This is a genomic window from Anabaena sp. 4-3 (genome assembly GCF_001597745.1).
Taxonomy (GTDB): domain Bacteria; phylum Cyanobacteriota; class Cyanobacteriia; order Cyanobacteriales; family Nostocaceae; genus Trichormus.
This window is the reverse complement of record NZ_LUHJ01000072.1, coordinates 146,737-167,403: the sequence shown is the minus strand read 5'-3', so window position 1 is coordinate 167,403 and position 20,667 is coordinate 146,737. Positions and strand designations below refer to the sequence as shown.

The 20,667-nt window shown below is 40.3% G+C and carries 14 protein-coding genes; 6 read left to right on the top strand and 8 right to left on the bottom strand.

Annotated elements, in window-relative coordinates; all coding sequences use genetic code 11:
- Positions 1-13: 13 nt before the first annotated feature.
- Positions 14-598: a DUF99 family protein gene (locus A3775_RS21135; protein ID WP_066426636.1), complete on the bottom strand. Its 585-nt coding sequence runs from the start codon at positions 596-598 to the stop codon at positions 14-16.
- A gap of 204 nt (positions 599-802) precedes the next feature.
- Between A3775_RS21135 and A3775_RS21130 the strand changes: the two genes are divergently transcribed.
- The gene (locus A3775_RS21130; RefSeq protein WP_066426635.1) at positions 803-2,158 is read left to right on the top strand and encodes a cysteine desulfurase-like protein; all 1,356 of its coding nucleotides are present in this window, start codon (positions 803-805) and stop codon (positions 2,156-2,158) included.
- A gap of 349 nt (positions 2,159-2,507) precedes the next feature.
- Here A3775_RS21130 and A3775_RS21125 read toward each other — a convergent pair whose 3' ends face one another.
- Positions 2,508-4,337: an ABC transporter ATP-binding protein gene (locus A3775_RS21125; protein WP_066426632.1), complete on the bottom strand. Its 1,830-nt coding sequence runs from the start codon at positions 4,335-4,337 to the stop codon at positions 2,508-2,510.
- Between the two features lie 125 nt (positions 4,338-4,462).
- Positions 4,463-6,247: an ABC transporter ATP-binding protein gene (locus A3775_RS21120; protein ID WP_066426631.1), complete on the bottom strand. Its 1,785-nt coding sequence runs from the start codon at positions 6,245-6,247 to the stop codon at positions 4,463-4,465.
- Between the two features lie 326 nt (positions 6,248-6,573).
- Here A3775_RS21120 and A3775_RS21115 point away from each other — a divergent pair, with 326 nt between their 5' ends.
- From A3775_RS21115 to A3775_RS24480, 5 genes are all read left to right on the top strand, one after another.
- On the top strand, positions 6,574-7,617 hold the full coding sequence (locus A3775_RS21115) for an AraC family transcriptional regulator (protein ID WP_066382782.1): 1,044 nt from the start codon (positions 6,574-6,576) through the stop codon (positions 7,615-7,617).
- A 292-nt stretch (positions 7,618-7,909) separates the two neighbouring features.
- Positions 7,910-10,516 carry a TonB-dependent siderophore receptor gene (locus A3775_RS21110; RefSeq protein WP_066426628.1) on the top strand — a complete coding sequence of 869 codons (2,607 nt, stop codon included), beginning with the start codon at positions 7,910-7,912 and terminating at the stop codon, positions 10,514-10,516.
- A 38-nt stretch (positions 10,517-10,554) separates the two neighbouring features.
- Positions 10,555-11,562, top strand: coding sequence for an iron-siderophore ABC transporter substrate-binding protein (locus A3775_RS21105; protein ID WP_066426626.1), 1,008 nt, complete (start codon positions 10,555-10,557; stop codon positions 11,560-11,562).
- 216 nt (positions 11,563-11,778) lie between these two features.
- A complete protein-coding gene (locus tag A3775_RS21100; protein ID WP_066382787.1) occupies positions 11,779-12,768 on the top strand; it encodes a sucrase ferredoxin in 990 nt (329 codons plus the stop codon).
- A 304-nt stretch (positions 12,769-13,072) separates the two neighbouring features.
- Positions 13,073-13,264 carry a hypothetical protein gene (locus A3775_RS24480; protein ID WP_066426623.1) on the top strand — a complete coding sequence of 64 codons (192 nt, stop codon included), beginning with the start codon at positions 13,073-13,075 and terminating at the stop codon, positions 13,262-13,264.
- 229 nt (positions 13,265-13,493) lie between these two features.
- On the opposite strand, the gene A3775_RS21090 is transcribed toward A3775_RS24480, so the two are convergent.
- The 5 genes from A3775_RS21090 to A3775_RS21070 form a co-directional block, all read right to left on the bottom strand.
- Positions 13,494-15,806, bottom strand: coding sequence for a tail fiber domain-containing protein (locus A3775_RS21090; protein ID WP_066426621.1), 2,313 nt, complete (start codon positions 15,804-15,806; stop codon positions 13,494-13,496).
- A 103-nt stretch (positions 15,807-15,909) separates the two neighbouring features.
- Positions 15,910-17,724, bottom strand: coding sequence for a phage tail protein (locus tag A3775_RS21085; RefSeq protein WP_066382790.1), 1,815 nt, complete (start codon positions 17,722-17,724; stop codon positions 15,910-15,912).
- A gap of 12 nt (positions 17,725-17,736) precedes the next feature.
- Positions 17,737-19,857: a baseplate J/gp47 family protein gene (locus A3775_RS21080; protein WP_066382791.1), complete on the bottom strand. Its 2,121-nt coding sequence runs from the start codon at positions 19,855-19,857 to the stop codon at positions 17,737-17,739.
- 14 nt (positions 19,858-19,871) lie between these two features.
- Positions 19,872-20,261 carry a GPW/gp25 family protein gene (locus tag A3775_RS21075; RefSeq protein ID WP_066382793.1) on the bottom strand — a complete coding sequence of 130 codons (390 nt, stop codon included), beginning with the start codon at positions 20,259-20,261 and terminating at the stop codon, positions 19,872-19,874.
- Between the two features lie 9 nt (positions 20,262-20,270).
- Positions 20,271-20,666 carry a hypothetical protein gene (locus tag A3775_RS21070; RefSeq protein ID WP_066382795.1) on the bottom strand — a complete coding sequence of 132 codons (396 nt, stop codon included), beginning with the start codon at positions 20,664-20,666 and terminating at the stop codon, positions 20,271-20,273.
- Between the last annotated feature and the right edge of the window lies 1 nt (position 20,667).

Here is a 20,667-nt window from a genome sequence, read left to right as displayed (position 1 = left end):
CCTCCTCACCTCCTCAAGCCTGTCTCCCACTCTCCCCCTTCACCACCGCCGAACCTATCAAATGCGCCAGACGCAAAGCTTCAGGAACATGACCACAGTCAGTGAGTTGTTGTAAAACCTGCGCCGCTATTGCCGCATCAGCACCACAAACCTGAAAATAAAAAGGTGGATATTCATGCACAGTACCAGCACGACGCACAACTTCCAGACGTTTTTCTGGGTGTGGTAGTCGCTGCATAGCATATATCATCGCATTAAGATTAGGTTGCTTACGCATGACAGCAATGCAGGGACGCTCTAACTTTTCTGCTAACAACGGCAAATCAACAATATTAAAACCACCAAGAGAAATCCCATCTAATAATACCACGTGCAGATGAGCTAAAAATTTGCCGCCGATTAAAAGCTGAGACAGTGTTTCTGTAGCATCCCAACCATCAGGTTCTATTTCTCCCCAAACCATTCCCTCAAACCGAGTATCTGCACAGATAACCCCTGCCACACTCACAGGTTTACCTGCGGCGCGAGTAAAGGGCGCATCATCAAAACCCACGGCGCGAATTTTGCGTCGGTTTCGTAGCAGAACTTCTAACACCATGCTTTTTACTATTTGGGTGTTATTTTTCACACCCTAATCTTGTCAATCTCTATTTTGTCACACTCAACCCAGTTACAACAATGCACCTCCTCATACTCAGGACAGCTAGAGCTATTTGGCTATAATTGTGATATCAAAAAATGCGTATTGATAAACAAGATTTAAGCTTCAGGTATCGGTTCACTATCAACCGAGGAGTTGATTATGCAGCCTTTAGATTTAAAATGGATACGCGCTCACTTTCCAGCCTTGACGCAAAAAGTTAACGGTCAACCTGCTATATTTTTTGATGGCCCTGGTGGAACACAAGTACCAGGTGCAGTGTTAGATGCTATCAGTGACTATTTAGTGAGGTCGAATGCTAATGCTCATGGTGCTTTTGCTACGAGTAGGCGCACTGATGCGGTAATTGGGGCTGCCAGAAGTGCGATCGCCGATTTTTTAGGCTGTGATAGTGATGAGGTGGTATTTGGCGCAAATATGACCAGCCTAAGTTTTAGTTTAAGCCGAGCGATCGCCCGTCACATCCAACCAGGGGATGAGATTATTGTGACGCGATTAGATCATTCTGCCAATGTTTCCCCTTGGTACGCTTTAGAAGCACAAGGCGCAATTATTCGAGTTGTAGATATTCATCTCGAAGACTGCACCTTAGACATGAATGATTTAGCACAGCAGATTAATTCTCGTACCAAGTTAGTGGCAGTCAGTTATGCTTCTAATGCGGTGGGAACAATCAACGATGTCGCTAGTATCGTCAGTTTGGCTCATGCTGTCGGTGCTTGGGTGTTTGTGGATGCTGTGCATTATGCACCCCACGCACCAATCAATGTTCATGCTTTAGATTGCGACTTTCTCGCTTGTTCGGCTTACAAGTTTTTTGCGCCACACGTCGGTATATTATACGCTAAAAGAGAGCATTTAGCAAGTCTGCAACCCTATAAAGTCAAACCCGCTAGTGATGAAGTCCCATGTCGTTGGGAAACGGGAACTCTCAATCATGAAGGGTTAGCGGGTGTGGTAGCGGCAATTAATTACTTGACAAAATTAGGCTGTCATGTATCACCAACCATCGATAATGAGTTAGTGACAGCGTTGATGGATGCTGACAAAGCAGGTTTAGAACATTTCCAATGTCCCCGATTTTTGACATCAGAAAATCCAGATGCGATCGCCAGAGCATATCATAGTCGGAGGGCGGCTTTAGTTGCTGCTATGTCAGCCATTCAGCAATATGAAAGAGAACTCAGCCATAAACTAATTTCGGGACTGTTAGAAATTCCTGGGTTAAAGTTATACGGTATCAGTGATACCAGTCGGTTTAATTGGCGTACACCTACAGTAGCCCTCAGATTAGAAAATCATAGTCCTGAAAGTATAGCGCAAATGTTAGGCGATCGCGGTATCTTCACTTGGCACGGTAATTTTTACGCCCTCGAATTGACGCAAAGACTGGGGGTTGAAGCCGATGGTGGTTTCTTAAGAATTGGTTTAGTCCATTACAATTCTGTGGAGGAAGTACAGGAATTACTGCAAGCTTTCAAGGAGATTGCTGGTTAGATACAAGTGATTGTAGTGAGGACTAAAGTCCTTACTACGAACAAAAAACTAACAGGACTTACGCAACTGGCATATTAGTAGGGTGCGTCAGATATCAAAAATACTTTTATTGACAGTATTTAAACAGTCTGACGCACCCTACAAGACATCTGTAATGTGACACTTGCGTAAGTCCTGACTAATTTACTCAAACCAGTCACTAATTTGTTGCCATCTCCTAAGATTTTTCTACCTCCAACAAATTTTGGGCAACCTTACCTCATCTTTCCATTGGCGATCGCCTGGCTCATGCCATTACTCCGCTCAAAATCTAGGGTGCGTCAGTCCGAGAAAAACTAACTATAACAATCTAAAAAATCCAATCAGCTTGCTCATCAGCTAAAATTTCCTCAAACTTTCCTTGTGCAACAACCCTACCAGCTTTCATGACTATAATCTGATCAGCGCGACGTAACACAGAACGGCGATGAGACACCACCAGACAAGTTGGTGTCCAAGGATTTTCTCCTTGTTCAGTTCCATTAGCAAAGATCCGCGCCCATAATGTCAATTCTGTTTCCACATCTAACGCGCTAGACAGGTCATCAAATACCAGGAATTCTGGCTGACGGACAAACATTCGCGCCGCCGCTACCCGTTGCATCTGTCCACCAGAAAGCCGTACACCTTTTGTACCCACTAAAGTTTCTAGTTTCTCACTCATGGCTGCTAAATCTTGCTCAAACACAGCCATTTTTAACGCTGTTTGAATATCAGCATCATCTTTGGACAATCCCAGTAAAATATTTTCTCGTAAGGAATAGCTAAAAAGCTGGGGAATTTGTGGAGTATAAGCACTGCGAGGTGGTACAAAAAAATTAGCAGGGTCTTCAATTATCCGTCCATTCCAGTAAATTTCCCCTCCTTGCTTGGGTAATAATCCTAACAACACCCGTAGCAATGTAGTTTTCCCAGCACCGATGCGTCCAGTAATTACAGTCAAACTACCACGCTGTATTTCTAAGTTAATATCTACGATTCCTTGAGTAGTTCCCGGATAAATATAAGTTAAATTTGAGAGTCTTAATGATTGTAAATGCTCCTCCTGATTCTCTACAGGTTGTTCTAATCGAGGTAAGGTTTTTTGACTTCTACCCAAGTCTGGCAGATAAAGTTGATTTGGAGCTACCAAAGTCTTGGCTGATGCACCAGAAATTAAAGCAGCCATGCGTTCAAAAGCTACTTCAGTTTGTTTATACAATGCCATAAAGCCACCTACAGAGCTAAAAAAGCCTGTGACAAATGACAGGTTATAGACAAACAAAGCAAAGTCACCCACTGTTAACTGATTTACGCCGCTTTGCATCAAAAAAGAAGCCATGACCAAAATCAAACCTGTGCCGAAATTCACCATATTTTGAAATAGTGAATTGAGAATGGCGTTTAATAGGCTATCTTTAATCATCATCTGGCGACGCTTTTCATTCAAGGTACGAAAATAATTGAGTATATCTGGTTCTGCACCAGCTACTTTAATTGCTTGCACAGAACTAAAGATTTCCCCTAAAATTCCTGTTACTTGTTGAGTTGCTTGACGGCTAGCCTTACGATAATGTTTGATGCGGGTTTCTGTTTTTTGGATAATAATTACCATCCCCACTAAGGGGAGAAAAACAAATAGTGTCATAGGTACATTGACACTTAATAAAATTGCTAAAGAAAGGAAAGCAAATAGTCCCTCCCCAAATATTTCTGATACCCATGCCACATTATCTTCAATGTGTTCGGCATCATCTCGAAAATAGCTGATTACTTCACCTTGCGATAAAGTCTTGTCAGTCTCACCGTTAGCCACAATAATTTGAGCATGAGGATTATTTAAGAGACGTTCTAATAAATTTCTTCTCAGTAAAGACCTCATGGTAAAACGGTGCTGAGTTTTGGTAATTCGTCCTATCAATATCACCGCAATATGACTTAAATTTAAAGCTAATAAAGCAGCAATAAATGCCCAAGGTGACAAACCAAATGCAGCTTTACCTGTGAGACTATTAAAAAATTCCCTGATAATTAACCCAGGTAGGGCAGGCAAGCCCATAATAAAAATCCAGAAGCAAGTATCAATGAAGTAGAGTTTTGGTTTATAGCAAATCAATCTCCATAATAATTGCCAACCTGGAAGTTTTTTTGTTGATGACATCATAATATTAGGTATTGGGTATCGGGTATTGGGGATTAGGGATTTGGAAGGGGAAGGTAGACGATTTCAGGAAAATTAGGCATAATTTATTTTTAATACCCACTCCCCAATCCCCAGTCCTGTCCTTAAACTAATAAATCTGTTAAACCAGCTTGTAATAATTGGGCAAAACGTGAATTAGGATTGTTTGCTAGTTCTTCTCTTTGACCGTATTCATTTACTCTACCTTTTTCTAAGATCAAGATTTGATTTGCTCTTTCTACGGTTGCTAAACGATGGGCAATAATAATAGCGGTTCGTCCCATCAATAATTTATCTATAGCTTTTTCAATGAGTTTTTCTGTTATCGGGTCAAGGCGTGAAGATGCTTCGTCTAAAATGACTAAACCAGGGTCTTTGAGAAACACACGCGTAAATGCTAATAACTGCGCCTGTCCCGCAGACAAGCCGCTACTATCTGGCCCTAAATTTGTATCTAAGCCGTTGGGTAAAGAGTGCAACCATTCTGACAATCCCAACATTTCTAGTGTTTCATAAATGCGAGTATCACTAATGTGTTGATTGAAAAAGGTGAGATTATTACGCACTGTAGTTTGAAAAAGTTGCACATCTTGAGTTACTAATCCGACTTTTCCAGGTAATTCCGTCAATGGAGTTTGGTTAACAGGTACACCTCCCAAATGAATTGAACCTGATTGTGGGTCATAAAATCTCAACAGTAATCGCGCCAAAGTAGTTTTACCGCTTCCAGTACGTCCCAGTAAACCCAATACCTGACCCGCAGGTAAATTAAAAGATATATCTTGCAGCACCAAATCCTGAGACTCTAGTCCTCGGTCATGGTAGCTAAATGAGACATTCTCACAAACTACAGAAAACGCGCCTGGGGGAATTGATTTTTCGCCGCTTGTACGCAATTGAGATTGAACTTGCAATAAGTCTTTGATGCGGTAAATACTCGCATCTGCTTGCTGGAGGTCTTCAAATTGGTTGCGAATTTGTTTAATCGGTTCGCTCAGAATATTGGTGTAATAATAAAGTAGGTAAACTGTACCGATGGTGATTGCCTGTTGACTCCATAAATAAGCACCAACTATGAGAGCAACTACACTACCCAAAGTAAATATACCGTTGGTTGTAACCCAGAGAATTGTATCGGCAAAGCGGGCTTGATGAAATATAGGCAGCCAGTTGCGAATGATTGTATAGAAGCGGTGCATGACATAGTTTTTCGCTCCATTGGCGCGGATGTCTTCTATTCCTGTTAGCTGTTCACCTAAGAAGCCAAAGAACTCTGCACTATATTGGCGATAGCCTCTCCAATGGAATACTGCTATGCTACGCAACTTAATCAGAGTAGATAAGGCGGTGAGGGCAAATAAGGAAATAGCTAAACCGGCTCGCCAATCTTCGTAGAATAGCACCACTATCACACCCAGCATCATGAGCAAATTGCCCAAGATGCGAATAGTGAATTTCGAGAAAAATTCTGATAAATTCTGCACATCACCGTCTATGCGTTCTACTAATTCACCGGGTGTGCGGTATTTGTGAAAGGATAAATCTAGTCTTAAACAATGCTCTACTAAATCCGCACGTAAAGCATTAGTGGCTGTCCATGCGACGTTTTCACCGTAGAATGTGGCGGTAATTGACATTGCTTGGGTGATTAAGGCTACAGCAATAAATAACAAGGCCGCTAAAAATAATTTTTGGCGATCGCCTCCGACCGACCATAGGTCATCGCCACCAGCAACAGCAGTGTCAATGAAATAACGCAGAATTTGGGGGTTGAGGATTTGTAACCCGATGCTAGCCAAAAGGGCGATCGCAAATTTGACAACCCTGCTCTTTTGTGGTTTTAGGTAGTCTACAAGTAAGTTCCAATATTGTTGTAGTCCGATTTTCATAAAATTTTAGCTATCAGCAAGCTGTATTCTGAAATCTGATACAAAAATTAAATAGATGGCAATAAAGAATATTTTTCAGCTAATTACCGGATTTTACGCTTAATTATGCCTCTTGATTGCATTTTAATATCCTTCTCTTCCACTCATTAAGTAAAATATGCAAAACTTTTGTATTGTTAACAACAAAATATCGGTATAAAAACAGGCTATTCTAGTTAGTCTAATGCTAATAACTCTCAATAAGCTGTTATTTGCTGTGTTTCATCAGAAATACTGCTCACACTAGCTTTGTATTGAGAGCTGACTCACATATCTTGTTCATAGTTATGACAATTACCATTTCGCAAACAGAATTTTGGGAATTATTTGTAGATATACCGAAAACAGAAGCAAGTGCGTCGATGCTTACCTCCACGTTAAGAGAATCCTGGAATATATTTGATACTCTTTGTCCATTCCCACAAAAGTTAGGTACAGGATTTTGGGGAACAATAGAATTACGGGATGGTTTAGATTTAGCAATTTCAGAATACCAATTACATGATGATTTAGTTCTAAAAAATCCTGAGCGACAACATCCTTTAGAATACAGCTTTAATCTGACAGGATATCAACAAAATAAAAATTTTAGCGGGAGTAGTGGACAAAACACATTATGGGGAAGTGGACTAGCACCAAAACAGAAATTTAAATCATTGAAATCAGGAAAAATAATTGAAATCAATGTTCACATAGAACCGGAACTATTTTACTTTTTTATGGGTAAACAAGAAAATCAGCTACCCCAAGAATTAACTCACTTAGTCAGAAAACCCCATCAAGAATATTATTCTCGTTCTAGTGCTAATACGCCAGCAATGGAAGTAGCATTAAAGCAAATTTTAAATTGTCCATATCAGGGAATGATGAAACGGATGTACTTAGAAAGTAAAGTTTTGGAACTAATGGTATTGCTAGTTGAAGAAGATATCGCAGCACGTCAAGGTAAACATAACACTTTTTCCCTCAAGCCTGATGATGTGGAACGTATTCACTATGCCAAAGAAATTTTATTAAATAATTTAGACAATCCTCCTTCTTTAATGGAATTAGCAAGACAAGTAGGCTTAAATGACTGTACTCTCAAACGTGGTTTTCGTCTGGTGTTTGGGACGACTGTATTTGGCTATTTACATCATCATAGATTAGAACAGGCACGGAAACTGTTAGCAGCAGGAGAGATAAGTATTTCTAAAGCAGCCCGTAGCGTTGGTTTTTCTAGCCGCAGTTACTTTGCTACTGCTTTTAGAAAAAAATTTGGCATCAATCCCAAAGAATTTTTGACTGCTAATTCACAGTTAGGTATAACAGTTGATGAATTGATAGGATAAAAACATTAAGGATGGAAAATTGATGCTGTCATTCTAGGATTTAAAAGTAATAATAACCTGATGCAATAACTAGAACAAGGGAAAATTCCGCCTAGCGTTCAAAAAATTCCGTCTAGCGTTCAAATCACTCACCCATACCCAAGAGCTTTCCTGTAAGCTACTTGATAGGAATTCTTAATTAACAACATCCAGGGTACTTGGGTTGGAGAAATTGGATACTACTCAGTAAGTAATAGTGTTTCTCAATACGTAACTCCCAAACCCAATCCCTTATTTGCGTGTGAGTAGAGTGATGTCAAATCAATTACAGAAACTAGCTTGGATGACAGGATTGGCTTTGGTACTGGTTAACCCACCTGTATTAGCCAAAGATAGCCAAAAACCAATATCTAAAATTCCCCAACTAAGTGAAGTAGAAAAACCTGCTACCAGTATTCAGCAATGGCTTGCTCAATCTCTTGTTCAGATAACAGGTGTGAAATCGCAAGCTACAGACAAAGGTATAGAGATAATTTTAGAAACCAATCAATCAGATCAACTGCAATTGACAAATCAGAGTCAGGGAAATAGCTATATTGTTGACATTCCCAATGCTCAGTTACGTTTAGCTAGTGGTGATATATTCCGCCAGGAAAAACCGACTGCGGGAATTACTGAAGTTACAGTTAGAAATTTGGATGCAAACACAATTCGGGTAACGGTAACTGGTGAAAGTGGTGCGCCGCAAGTCGAATTGTTTGATGGTGACGAGGGTTTAGTTTTCGGGGTTGTACCAACTGTAACTATTACTCAAACACCACAGACACCAACAACCCCACCACAACCAGAACAGCAACCTAGTAGCGAAACCCAGCCAGAACAACCACCTGCACAAAATGAACCACCTATTGAACTGGTGGTAACAGGTGAGCAAGATAGATACCGTGTACCCAATGCTTCGACTGGAACGAGAACTGATACTCTGATCCGAGATATTCCTCAGACTATTCAAGTAGTTCCTGAAGAAGTGATCAAAGATCAAAAAGTTACTCGTTTAAGAGATGCGCTGCTGAATATTGGTGGTGTGGTTCAAGATGGTGGGTTTGGTGGTACAGTAGACCAAATTGGCATTCGGGGATTTTTTGGTGGTGGTACTTTTGGTGGAAGTATTTTAACTGATGGTTTCAAAGATGGACGAGGTGGTATCAGAGAAACCGCCAACGTTGAACGGATAGAAGTTCTCAAAGGTCCAGCTTCAATTTTATATGGTGGTGTTGAACCAGGAGGAGTAATTAATTTAATTACAAAGCAGCCTCTCAGAGATCCCTACTATAATGCTGAATTGTCAGTGGGTAGTTTCTCCACATTTCGCCCTAGTATTGATATCTCTGGTCCACTAAATTCTGATAAAACTCTGCTCTATAGGCTCAATTCTGTTTACGAAACTTCCGATGGTTTCCGTGATTTTGATCAAGATGTTCAAAGATTCTTTATTTCACCCTCTTTAAAATGGGAAATTGGCAAAGCAACTAACTTAACGTTTCAATTTGACTATCTCAACGATGAGCGTCCATTTGATCGGGGATTTTTAGCCTTTGGTGAGGGTATTATTGATACTCCTCTAGAGCGTTTTTTTGGTGAACCAGATGATGTTAGCAAAGTTGAAGAAATAGGTTTGAGCTATCGTTTAGAGCATAACTTTAACGATAATTGGAAAATCCGTAATGCTTTCCGATATCAAAGTTCAGATAGTTTTGATTATCGTGCTGAACCTGTGAGATTAAATGAAACAACAGGCATTCTCACACGGAACTTTAGATCCAATGATGACTATAGCGAAAGTTATACTTTACAAACTGATGTAGTTGGTAAGTTTGCTACAGGCTCGATTAATCATACTCTTTTGTTTGGTGTTGACTTAGCTAGATTCACATCAGGAGGAACTCAAAGCCGAGCGCCAGGAGGAATTACACCCAGTATTGATGTATTCAATCCAGTTTACAACGCCGTACCCAGACCTGGTTTAGACGCATTAACTAACGTTGTGCGTAATAACCAAGATACTAGCGATGGTCTAGGAATTTTCTTGCAAAACCAAATAGCGTTTGCAGATAATTTAAAATTGCTTATTGGTGGAAGGTTTGATACTGTTGATCAAAGCAGTATAAATTTACGGAATGGTTCTGAATCTGGTCGCTATGATTCCGCTTTCACTCCCAGATTGGGTATTGTTTATCAACCTATTGAACCTATTTCTCTTTATGCTAGTTACAGCAAATCATTTCAACCAAATTTTGGTAGAAGACCAGATGGTTCAATTTTAGAAGCTGAACGAGGAACTCAGTATGAGGTGGGAGTAAAAGGTGAATTTTTGGATGGCAGATTAGCAGCTACCTTGGCAGCTTATCACATTACAAAATCAAATATTGCCACAACTGATATTGATAACCCAGACTTTTTCAATGCTGTAGGTGAACAACGTAACCAAGGTATTGAACTCAATGTGGCTGGAGAAATTAGTCCTGGTTGGAATGTGATAGCATCTTATTCCCATATTGATGCCGAGATTACCAAAGATAATGACGGTTTGCAGGGAAATCGTCCAGCTAACGTCCCATCTAATACAGCTAGTTTGTGGACAACTTATGAATTACAACGTGGTAATTTGCAAGGTTTAGGTTTTGGTTTAGGGTTATTTTATGTAGGCGATCGCCAAGGTGACACAAGTAATACCTATATCATCCCTGGTTATCTGAGAACAGACGCAGCAATCTACTATAAACGTGATAATTGGCGTGCGGGGATTAATATCCAAAATCTCTTTAACGAAAAACATTATCTAGGAGCAAACTTTGGTAGAGTTGCTATAGAACCGGGCGCACCATTAACAATAATTGGTAGTTTTTCTGTGACATTTTAATTCTGACAAAAGTCATCTTCTGGGTATGAGATTCCATCATGAATGACAGTGATAAAAAAATCAAAAGTTTAACTCATTGGTGGCGATTTGTGTTCACACTATTGTGTACTCTATTCGTAACTGTTGCTTGTCATCATGGTGGTTCTTTACCTGAGAATTATCAAAGTCAAAACACAACCTGTCGTCAGGTAGAACACGGGGCGGGAATATCCTGTGTTCCCGAAAAGTTTGAGCGACTTGTGACTCTAGATGATGCTTCATTGGAAAATGCGATCGCACTAGGTGTTAAACCTGCTGGTGCTGTGATCTCAAATCTTCCATCATATTTGCAAGAGCGTTTGACAGGAGTAAAAAACATTGGTAGAACTGGCGAACCTAGTTTAGAAAGTATTCTGGCACTCAAACCAGATTTTATTTTGGGTTTTGTCTATCAACAGCAATTTTATTCTTTATACTCAAAAATCGCTCCGACAGTTTTGTTACAATTTGCACACAGTGGTACATGGAAAGAGGTATTTACAAACATTAGTTTGGCTTTAGGTAAGCAAGAAGTTGCTCAACAAGTAATGGAAAATTATTACCAACGTCTTGCAGAATTTAAGCAAAAAATGGGCAATAAATTATCCAAACTTAAAGTTTCTGTAGTGCGAGTATATCCAAATAATATTAACCTTTATCTACTTGATTCTTTCTGCGGAATAGTTTTGCAAGATGCCGGTTTATCTCGTCCAGAATCACAAAATTTTACTGCTCCAGAGGCAAAAAAAATATTTGGTAATCCCATTCAAGTTTCCATCGGTAATGAATTAATTAAAAAAGCAGATGGTGATGTTATTTTTATTTGGACTTATGAAAATAACGCCAAAGGTAATCGAACAGCAAATTATCAATTAGAGCAACTCAAATCAAGTCCCCTGTGGAGAAAATTAAAAGCTGTAAAAGAAAATAAGGTTTATGTAGTTCCAAGTTACTGGATTGGTAGTGGTATGTTAGCTGCCAATGCAATTATTGATGATTTATTTAAGTATTTAATTAACACACCTTGATAGAATTGCTCATGGTTAAATGGGTGCTCAGTAAAAGGTAGATAATTACGAAATTGGTGTTCGTGGTACTTGGAATAACGTCCAAGCAACTTTAGTAGGTATTCAAAACCTATTTTTCTATATAGTAAATCAAAGTGATGGGTTTTCTGGTAGCCCTTTGGGAGTTAATAAAATTATTGATGATTTGTTCAAATATTTAGTGAGGTAAGTTTGAATATGTCAATTAACAAAACTCAAAATAATTGCCGTTTTTGTTCAGAAATTTCTCAAGCTAACGGTGAAGACCCAATTGGAACTGCGATCGCTGTGGAACAATATTTAATTATTGAAGCTGCACAACCTTGGCCTGTGGAAATTTGGATTGAACCTGATCCTATGCCACAAGGAGTAATAGACGCTTTAAACTTTGTTTGGGAAGGTGGGGGGACAATTCGACAGCTAGCGATCGCACCAGATAAAGAGTATTCTATTCCTGGGTATAAACACGTATTTTACTATCGCCGCCCATCTGGCTTATTTGCTGAGTATGAAAAACAAGAATTTATCGTACCAGATGCGGAAATTGGTAATTTAGCACTTGCTTTAGTCAAAGAACCAGAAAAACTGCAAAATTTTGCACAATATCGCCAACATAGTCATCATATTAGAGAATTACTTGTCTGCACACATGGTAATGTTGATGCTGCCTGTAGCAGATTTGGTTATCCCATCTATAAAAAACTGCGTGCTGAATATGCGACAACTCATCCAAATCTACGTGTTTGGCGATGCAGTCATTTTGGCGGACATCAGTTTGCACCTACCCTAGTTGATTTACCACTAGGACAATACTGGGGTCATTTAAAGCCGGAAATTTTAGATGTATTGGTATGGCGTAAAGGTTCTGTGAAAGAACTTTATCCTTACTATCGGGGATGGGGTGGTTTATCTAAGTTTGAGCAAATTGTGGAACGAGAAATATTGATGCAAGAGGGTTGGAATTGGCTGCAATATCAAAAATCAGGGCAAATTTTAGCTGAAGATAAAATTAATCAAGAATGGGCGGATGTTCAGATTAATTTTACTGGGATTGATGGTAAAAAAAGTGGTACTTATCAAGCTAAAGTAGAAGCAAGCGGTCATCTGATGACTGCTTTTTCTTCAGGAGAAAATGAACCTTTGGAAGAAATTAAACAGTATAAAGTTAGGCATCTAGTGACAATGTGATATTATGTAGGCTACAGAAATTACGAGAGGCTGCGCCAACGGGGCGGGAACTCTTAACAGGGAACTCTTAACAGTGAAAGAATATGAGCAGCCGAATATTGGGTACAAGCCCCTTAATTTATTCATGAAAAAAATAAAAACATTTTGTACTCTCCGAGAAGCCTTGCAGCTACGAGGCACGTAGTGCAAGAAAAAAGACGTTCATTAACAAATCCCCTAATTTTAATTATGGGGATTTCCCTGTTAAGAGTTGCCCGTTCCCTGTTCCCTCTTAATGTGTTTTTGAGTCTGGCAAGCAATATCCGTGTCTATAGTATTAACTGATTTGCTAAAAAAGCTGTTTGAAACTGCATTTCAACTTCATGGTGCAGCTAAACGTAAATTTATGGCAAAAACAGTTGTGAAATTAAGTTTTGGAGGACAGAGGTTAGCAGAGAGAGATTGGCATGGATTTAATCAGTTTAAAACTTTAATCAAATCGTACAGTGAATTATAAATATTTACGGTCTGGTTGTTGGTAATTTTCCACAATAATTGTTTTGGATTGGATATTATTCCTATTGAAATTTATAAGTCACTGTTACTTTTAACGACTTGAAATCCTGCACGTTTTAAAGCACGAATAGTCCACATCGAAGCAATACCATCTCCTTCACTTCACTGTAGCGCGACAGATAGCTTGATTAACGTCGGGATATGAGTTTGAAGGTCAACAGTAAGACTAGCTACCTATTTTTCTTGTTACTCTTTACTTGATTAACTTGCTCTTTGAGATCAGCTACCTCTTCTCGTAGTTGTAAGATCAGTTCTTGTTGTTCTTTAATGGCGGCAATTGCAACTACAGAAAAATCATTGTAATTCATTCCTTTAAAGCCGCGCTTTTCACTGACAAAATCAGGGAAAATTTGCTCTACTTCCTGAGCAATAAAACCAAAGTACTTGCAGGAATTATTCCCTGAATTGAGCCAATGGTAAGATTTGGGCTGCAACTTAATAACTCGATCCAATACATTGGCCAAGGGTTCAATATCTTGTTTGAGTCGTTCATCACTGGGCTGTCTCCACCCACCTTCTGGTTCAAGCCAACCTCTTACCCAACCTTTGTTTTGGGTTTTGGCACTAAAGTCAAACATCAAATCTGGATCGCCCGCATCGTTCCATTCTGGATAGATTTGCCAATATTGAGACTGATTAGCGTTGTAAAATCGCAATCCATTGCCTCCTGATATAGATATCCATCCATTCACATCCAACTTCATCACTGGATTAGTCGTACCGATGCCAACATTATTTCCAATCGGGTTAATTGCTAATGGCTTATTTCCATGAGATTGAATCCAGCTATAGTTTTGATGATAGCCCAGTCTCAGATTTGACTGATTTGTTGGACCAATAATTAATGAATTTCCATTTGCATCCTGGTTTTGATGAATAATATTTAGTCTCGCCCCTGGATTAGTCGTACCGATGCCGAAATTGCCATTGGTATCAAGAGTTACATGATGTGTATAGTTAGTAGCCAATGTTAATGGATGGTTCGAGTCTGTGCCAATCACACCTCTGGCACCACTCCAGTTGTCATTACTAAAAACACTGGTAACAACTCCACCGCTAGATCTTACATTCAACCGAGCATGAGTTGTACCTAAAATATCCAAAACTTTGTTCCAACGCTGAGGATTATGGATAGATGTTGTACCAATGCCGACGTTACCATTGGTTTCAACTGTTAAAGCATTGTTTTGTAAGCTAACCCCACTTGCACCACCTAAGACTCCCCGCCCGGTTTCTGCGTAGATGCCATACATATTCCAGGCAGCACCTACCCTGAGTCCTGCTCCATCTGATTTTTCCACATCCTTGAAGTGGTTTCGACCACCTCTACCAACGATAGAGATATTGCCGTCAACAGTTAACCAACCAGTTGTGTGCAAAGCATCATCTACCTGCAACGTTCCAGAAGAATGCCCTGATCGCAACACGCCTGTTATTTTCACTTCATCATTATCGGCATCACCGAAGGATACATTACCAGAGACATGCTCGACATCTCGTGCTGTCACATCTCCCTCAACCTCTAGATTGCCGGAGATTTTCAGGTTCCCAGCAATGTTGGCATTGCTAGTGACAGCCAGTTCATTGGTATTTAAAGTCGCAGCTGTGATCGCACCTGTGACCTGCAAGTTTTGTGTGATACCACAGTTGCCAGTTACACTTAAACCACTAGAGGCGATCGCACCCGTAACTTGTAAATCTTGATTAACATTCAGCTTACCAGTGAAATTGCTGCTATCAGTACGTACCTCTAGCCGAGAAAAATTATTACCATTTTCCTGAGAGAGCAGGACTTCGTTTCCAGCATCGGGGACACTCAATTGCAAACCCTGATCTGTAGCCGCCAGTTTCCCTGCACTCACCTGTTTGACCTGTTCCCCGACTATTTGTGGACGACGCAACACCAGTTGTTGCACTGTTTTACTTACCAAACGCCGTCCCTGTGCTGTTAACTCCGTCAGTTCCCCATTACTTTTAACTACTACTCTTGCCAGCACAACAGAAGTACCATCGTCCGCAAAGCCATTCACAGGCTGCAAACGTATCCAAGGTGCATCTTCATATCTACCCAGAGGCCCTTCATCGAAACGCAGAATTTGGGAAAACTGAATCGTCAGGTAAAGGGGTTGATCAGGAGTTTGAGTGTAGCGCGTCAGATCCAGCACCACCGGGACTTGTACTTCTTCGTGGTCTTCGCTTGGGGGATTTTTACCAATATCACCCTTGCCTTCACTAGAAAGAGAAATCAGTTGTCCTCGGTGATCAATGGCAACTCCTGGTGCCACAGTAAGAGTTGTACCAGCAACACTACCACTTACTTCTAATCCTTGAGCAACGCCCCATTCCTGGAAGTTAGCCAGTTGCATCCGGTTTAAAGGTAGATGAAAATCAGCAAAATCTTCATCAAAGTTTCTGGCAGAAAAATTACCTTCATTTCTGGGAGGTTCAGAATAGCGATTGCGTTTAATTGGTTCGGACGACATAGTTGTTTCCTTGATTGAATTTAGTGAATAAGTAAGTCGGCACAAATGTAGAGATGACTAATGATTTCTTGAATGATCACTGGTCACTGATAACTGATAACTTTTAAAGCGATCGCATCCACCAAAAAGTATGTCCTGGTTTCTGTTGATCAATCACATTAGCAATTTCAAAGCGAATTTTGTTACGTTGCTCCCTGGAAGTCGGACGCTGCTGTGAAAACAGAACCACGACACCAAATTCATTAGGTTTAGCACGCCACTCTCTTTCTTGATCTTGAATGTTATAGGCTGAACCTCGATCAGTAACTAGCAAATATCCTTGACGATCAATTGCAATCTTTGTAGGATGAACTAGTTTTCTTTGGTTGGTGATTTGGGTAATTTTCGGTGGTGTTTGCGACAAATCCACACGATATATAGCTGCTGGTTCAGCACGGTGTCGATTGCTATTATCATCAACGATTCTTTTTCGTACTCCTGTATCGCAAATTAACAAAGATTGGGGACTTTCCCAAACTAAGCTTGTGGGAAAAATCAGTGGGTTTTGTGCAAGACTCAGGTTTCCCAACAGTGAAGTCACTGACCAATTATTATTAGGATCAACCCTGAGCAAATCCGCAGCACTGAACGGGGAATTATTTCTAGGTGGTTCTTTCGCATCGGCAATAATTAACTGTCCTGTTACCGGATCTCTAGCTAAAGCAGTGGGTTCGACTACTGTAGTTAAAATATGTTCCTCCACTGCTAAAGGATCTGTACTGACAACAATTATTTTGGTTGTTGAACTACCTCGATGACTGCCACGATCTAAAACTATAAATTGTTTGGATGTCTGCGTATCAGAGGCCAGTACCATATCCATAGGATTAATTGCTGGTAGAGTGGGTGTGGTGCTTTGGTTAATAACAGTATTAATACTTCCAGGGGAAGCACTAAATGAGTAAATTGCCGAACGAGGACGCGAAGTTCGATCACCGACACTCAAGAGGTAGTAACGGTTATCTTCAGAGACGACTACTGCCGTCGGGTTTTTGATTTCATCTCCGGAATAAATGGGTTGAGGAACTGGTAAAGGATTACTAGATTGATAAGTAATTTCTCCTGTACTGGACATTTTCCACAGTGACGCTTTCCATTGGTCTTGGTTTTTAACTTCGCCACCTAGATCAGCAATGATATAGTTGTTGTCCCTGTCAACTGCGATCGCCGTTGGATGCAATAGCACTGCTACATTACCAACCACGCGGCTATAAGCAACAGTTTTAAGTTGCACTGCGCCATCAGTCGTCAATTTTGCCCGCAACACTGCTTCCCCATCATCAATAACAATGCGCGGCTTTTCTCCTGTAGCAGCATAGATATCCAGGTAAGTCAGTACACCTGGTTTTAAGCCACGCTGCTGATAAATAGACAAAATCTCCGAGATAAATTGACGTTGTTGATATTCACTCCACTCTGGCTGAAACTCTAATGCTAACCAAGATGCTAACCAAGGTAAAAATTCTGGGGGAGTGCGCCAAGGATTAAACAGTTGCGGGATTTTCTCAATTGTTTTAGCTAACGAATTGTCCGCACTCAGGCGCAATTTTCCTTCGCTGTAGCTACTTTTGAGAGAATTTGTTAAGAAAATTTCTGTGTTACTAATACTTTTAACCCATACCTGTTCCTTAGTACCAACAATATTCAGCAAATCTCCAGGCTGAAACTGATTTGCCTCAATCACTTTACTCACTTCAATCCGATTTTGACCTGAACTAACGATAGTAGCTTCTGCTTGCATGGCTTCAGCATCAGCAGGAATACCAGTCAGAATATGTTCAAAGATACGCAATGTGCGTGCTAGAAATAAAGTTGGGTCAGTTTCCGCTAACCAAAGAACAGACGGAAGATATTTTGTGTAAGTGCTGATGTTGGTCATTTTGATTAGTGCTTACCTCAAGCGTTCAACGTTAATCTGATGATTGATACCAGCGCAAATAATTTCATAATCTGCGACTGGTACACGCACAAGGGGTTGATTAATGCTTTCAGGTCGGTCATTTGGTTGATAAAATGGTTCCCCAGCTGCCAATTTCAAATCAGCAATAAAACCAATCTCTGGATCTGGCTGAATGACTTCAAATAAGCTAGAAATATTGATTTCTTGTCCCACTTCCCAGCCATTGCCTTCCACACCACCCCAAATCGGATCGAGAAAGCGACTGATTTTGCTCACAATTTTATTCCTTACCTGTTGTTGATAGTCTGCCTGTTGTAATAAACCGTTGTCAAAAGCTTTTTGCCAAACCCTAATTTCTGTGATCACGTTAATTGGTAAATAACGAGGTGAGGTAACGTGTAACTGGGTGGTTACAGGACGACGTTCTTCGAGGTAGTCAGAAACTTCCCGCAGTAATTCTTCCGAGGGCATTGGTCTGGGGTTAGGATTGCTCAAGGGGGCTTGAGGAATAATGATCACGTTGACTGTGCCAATACTGCGATCAATCCCGCCATAAGTCCAAGCATCACCAATTTCTGCTCCAGTTGGTCGTCTGTCGTATTGCGTAAATTGTCTGGGTGCTAAACAGCGTACTTTTTTGACTTCGGTAGAAGCTTCCCTAGCTAAATACTCGTAATCCTCCACAGTAACGGCGCGATAGCGGTTACGCAGCACTTCTGGGGCGCGTCGTTTTGTATCTTCAATTGATTCCTCGTCTGCACCATCAATGGCTGCACCTAAGTTAGTAACTCCTGTAAGGTTACCAATTGGCATCCGAATCAATTGAATGCTATTAGCCGGGACATTCCCTTGCACGCCGCCAACAACATAACGATAAGTCAAAGCACGAATCTCACTTCCCTGTGGGGGAATTGTGCCGTGACCATCAGGTGAAATTGTTGGATGATAGTTACCAAAGGTAATTGTCCCTGTTACTGGGTTGAGGCGATAGTAATTTCCTGCACCTTTGGGTAAATCTGCTTGGTGAGTCCAAGTTGTCCATTCTGTGAACTCGCCATTATCTAAGGCTTCTCGTATCTGAATAATTAAATGTTCGTAAGGATCTTGCACTCTGGGTTGCTTAAACAGAGGTTGATATCGCAACTCAAAAAACTGGAAGGGTTCGCCACTGCTGATTCCCAGTAGTTCTGCTTGACTAATAGTCAGAGCATTGGTAGCGGGAACACTGTTGAAGAGGATATGGCGAATACCAATTTCTACTGCATGGGGAGTTCCACTTGCTGCTGTGGTATTCGTAATCCGAATACCTAACCAAAAGCGGGGCTGTTTAATATCTTCAGCAATTCCTCCTAAAGACCAGTTTTCTGGGTTTTGGGCTGTCCAGTCGGCAGGAACTTCCAGGGAGATGATGCCATTGCTTTGCATTCCTTCGGTACCATCATTTACAGAAGTAATTGCTGACCAATTTTCTGGTGTGTTATTACCAGCAGAATAGTACCAATTGATGTTAATTTGATTTTCTTGGACTGGTTCAGTAAAACGAAATAGTAACTCAATTCTTGTAGTAATAGCAGCATCAAAACCGAGTCCAAGCAGAATAGATTGATTTTCGACAATGGTAATTTTTTTTCCTGTCAAAGGTGAAGCGACTAAAGCAGAAGTGACCTCTTCAATTTGAGCTTGATTAATAGATAAAGCTGTCGTTAAATTAATTGGTAAAACTGTCAGTTCTCGATCCGTTTCAAAAACAATTCCTTCTTCTATTTCTGTTTGTGGTGTCGAAACTTGATGACCTTTAGGAATCATCACTGAACTACTACTTGTAGGAGCTATTTTATAGGTTAAAAAAGTAGAGGCGGGTGTAGCAGGATCGCGGGTGATTCCTAGTAAGTTCAAAAATTCGATGAAGTTTTTTTCTGGTACACGATTGAGGCGGTAGATCATACTTTCCACAATCCAGGCAAATAGCTCAATTAAAGCAATACCTAAATCGCTGGGATTATGGTCAGTCCACTCCGGTGCATAGCGAGGAATTAACGCCCTTGTTTGTTCAACTATTTCTCGCCAAGTACGGTCATCTAAATTTGGTGGATCTACTCTACCTCTTGCCATTTTGATTAATTCCTTTACTGTGACTCTAAATAGAAAGGATAAACTAAGTTTTGTAATTCGTAGGTTGATTTTATCCGATAAGAAACTTTAATTATCAAACAGTTATGCTCGTAGTCGTTATCAATTACTATTTCTTCAAGAATAATTCTTGGTTCCCAAATTTTTAAAGCTTCTTCAACATAGTAATGGGCAAGGTTTGCTGTCGCTCGATTATTAGGTGCAAATAACAGGCTATTTAAGTTACAACCAAAGTTTGGTCGCATCACCCGCTCGTTATATTGAGTTCCTAAAATAAAGCGAATCGAATCCTGAATTTTCTGCTGTTGTTGGGATTGAGCAATACCACCACGAGCATTAATTTTTAAGGGAAAAGCGAAACCTTTACCGAGAAAATCAGCATTCATAGTCCTTATTTAACTAGCAAAAATATTAGTTTGATTTGTATTACTTACTGTGACAGTTACAGAAGCTGTTCCTGAAGAAGTAGCCCCAGTGCTTGTTTCCGTAATTGTTCCGCTACAGGTGATTGTTACTTGGTCTCCCGCTAATAAAATTGGCTGATTCTCGCATTTTACAGTAGTGCTGCTTGCAACAATTACTGCACTTCCAGTACCACTAAAAGTGGTAGTTACTGAGTAACTTCCAAAGCATGTACAGTCTAATTTAATTTGTTGGATTAAAATCGGTTTTTTATTGCCTCGTGTTTTTGTTGCTTGAATATCAGTTTCTACAACTTGGTAATTCAAAGTGGGAGGTGATTGACCTGAAAGTAATAATGTCCGACCAGAAACTGTAATTAACTTACCCATA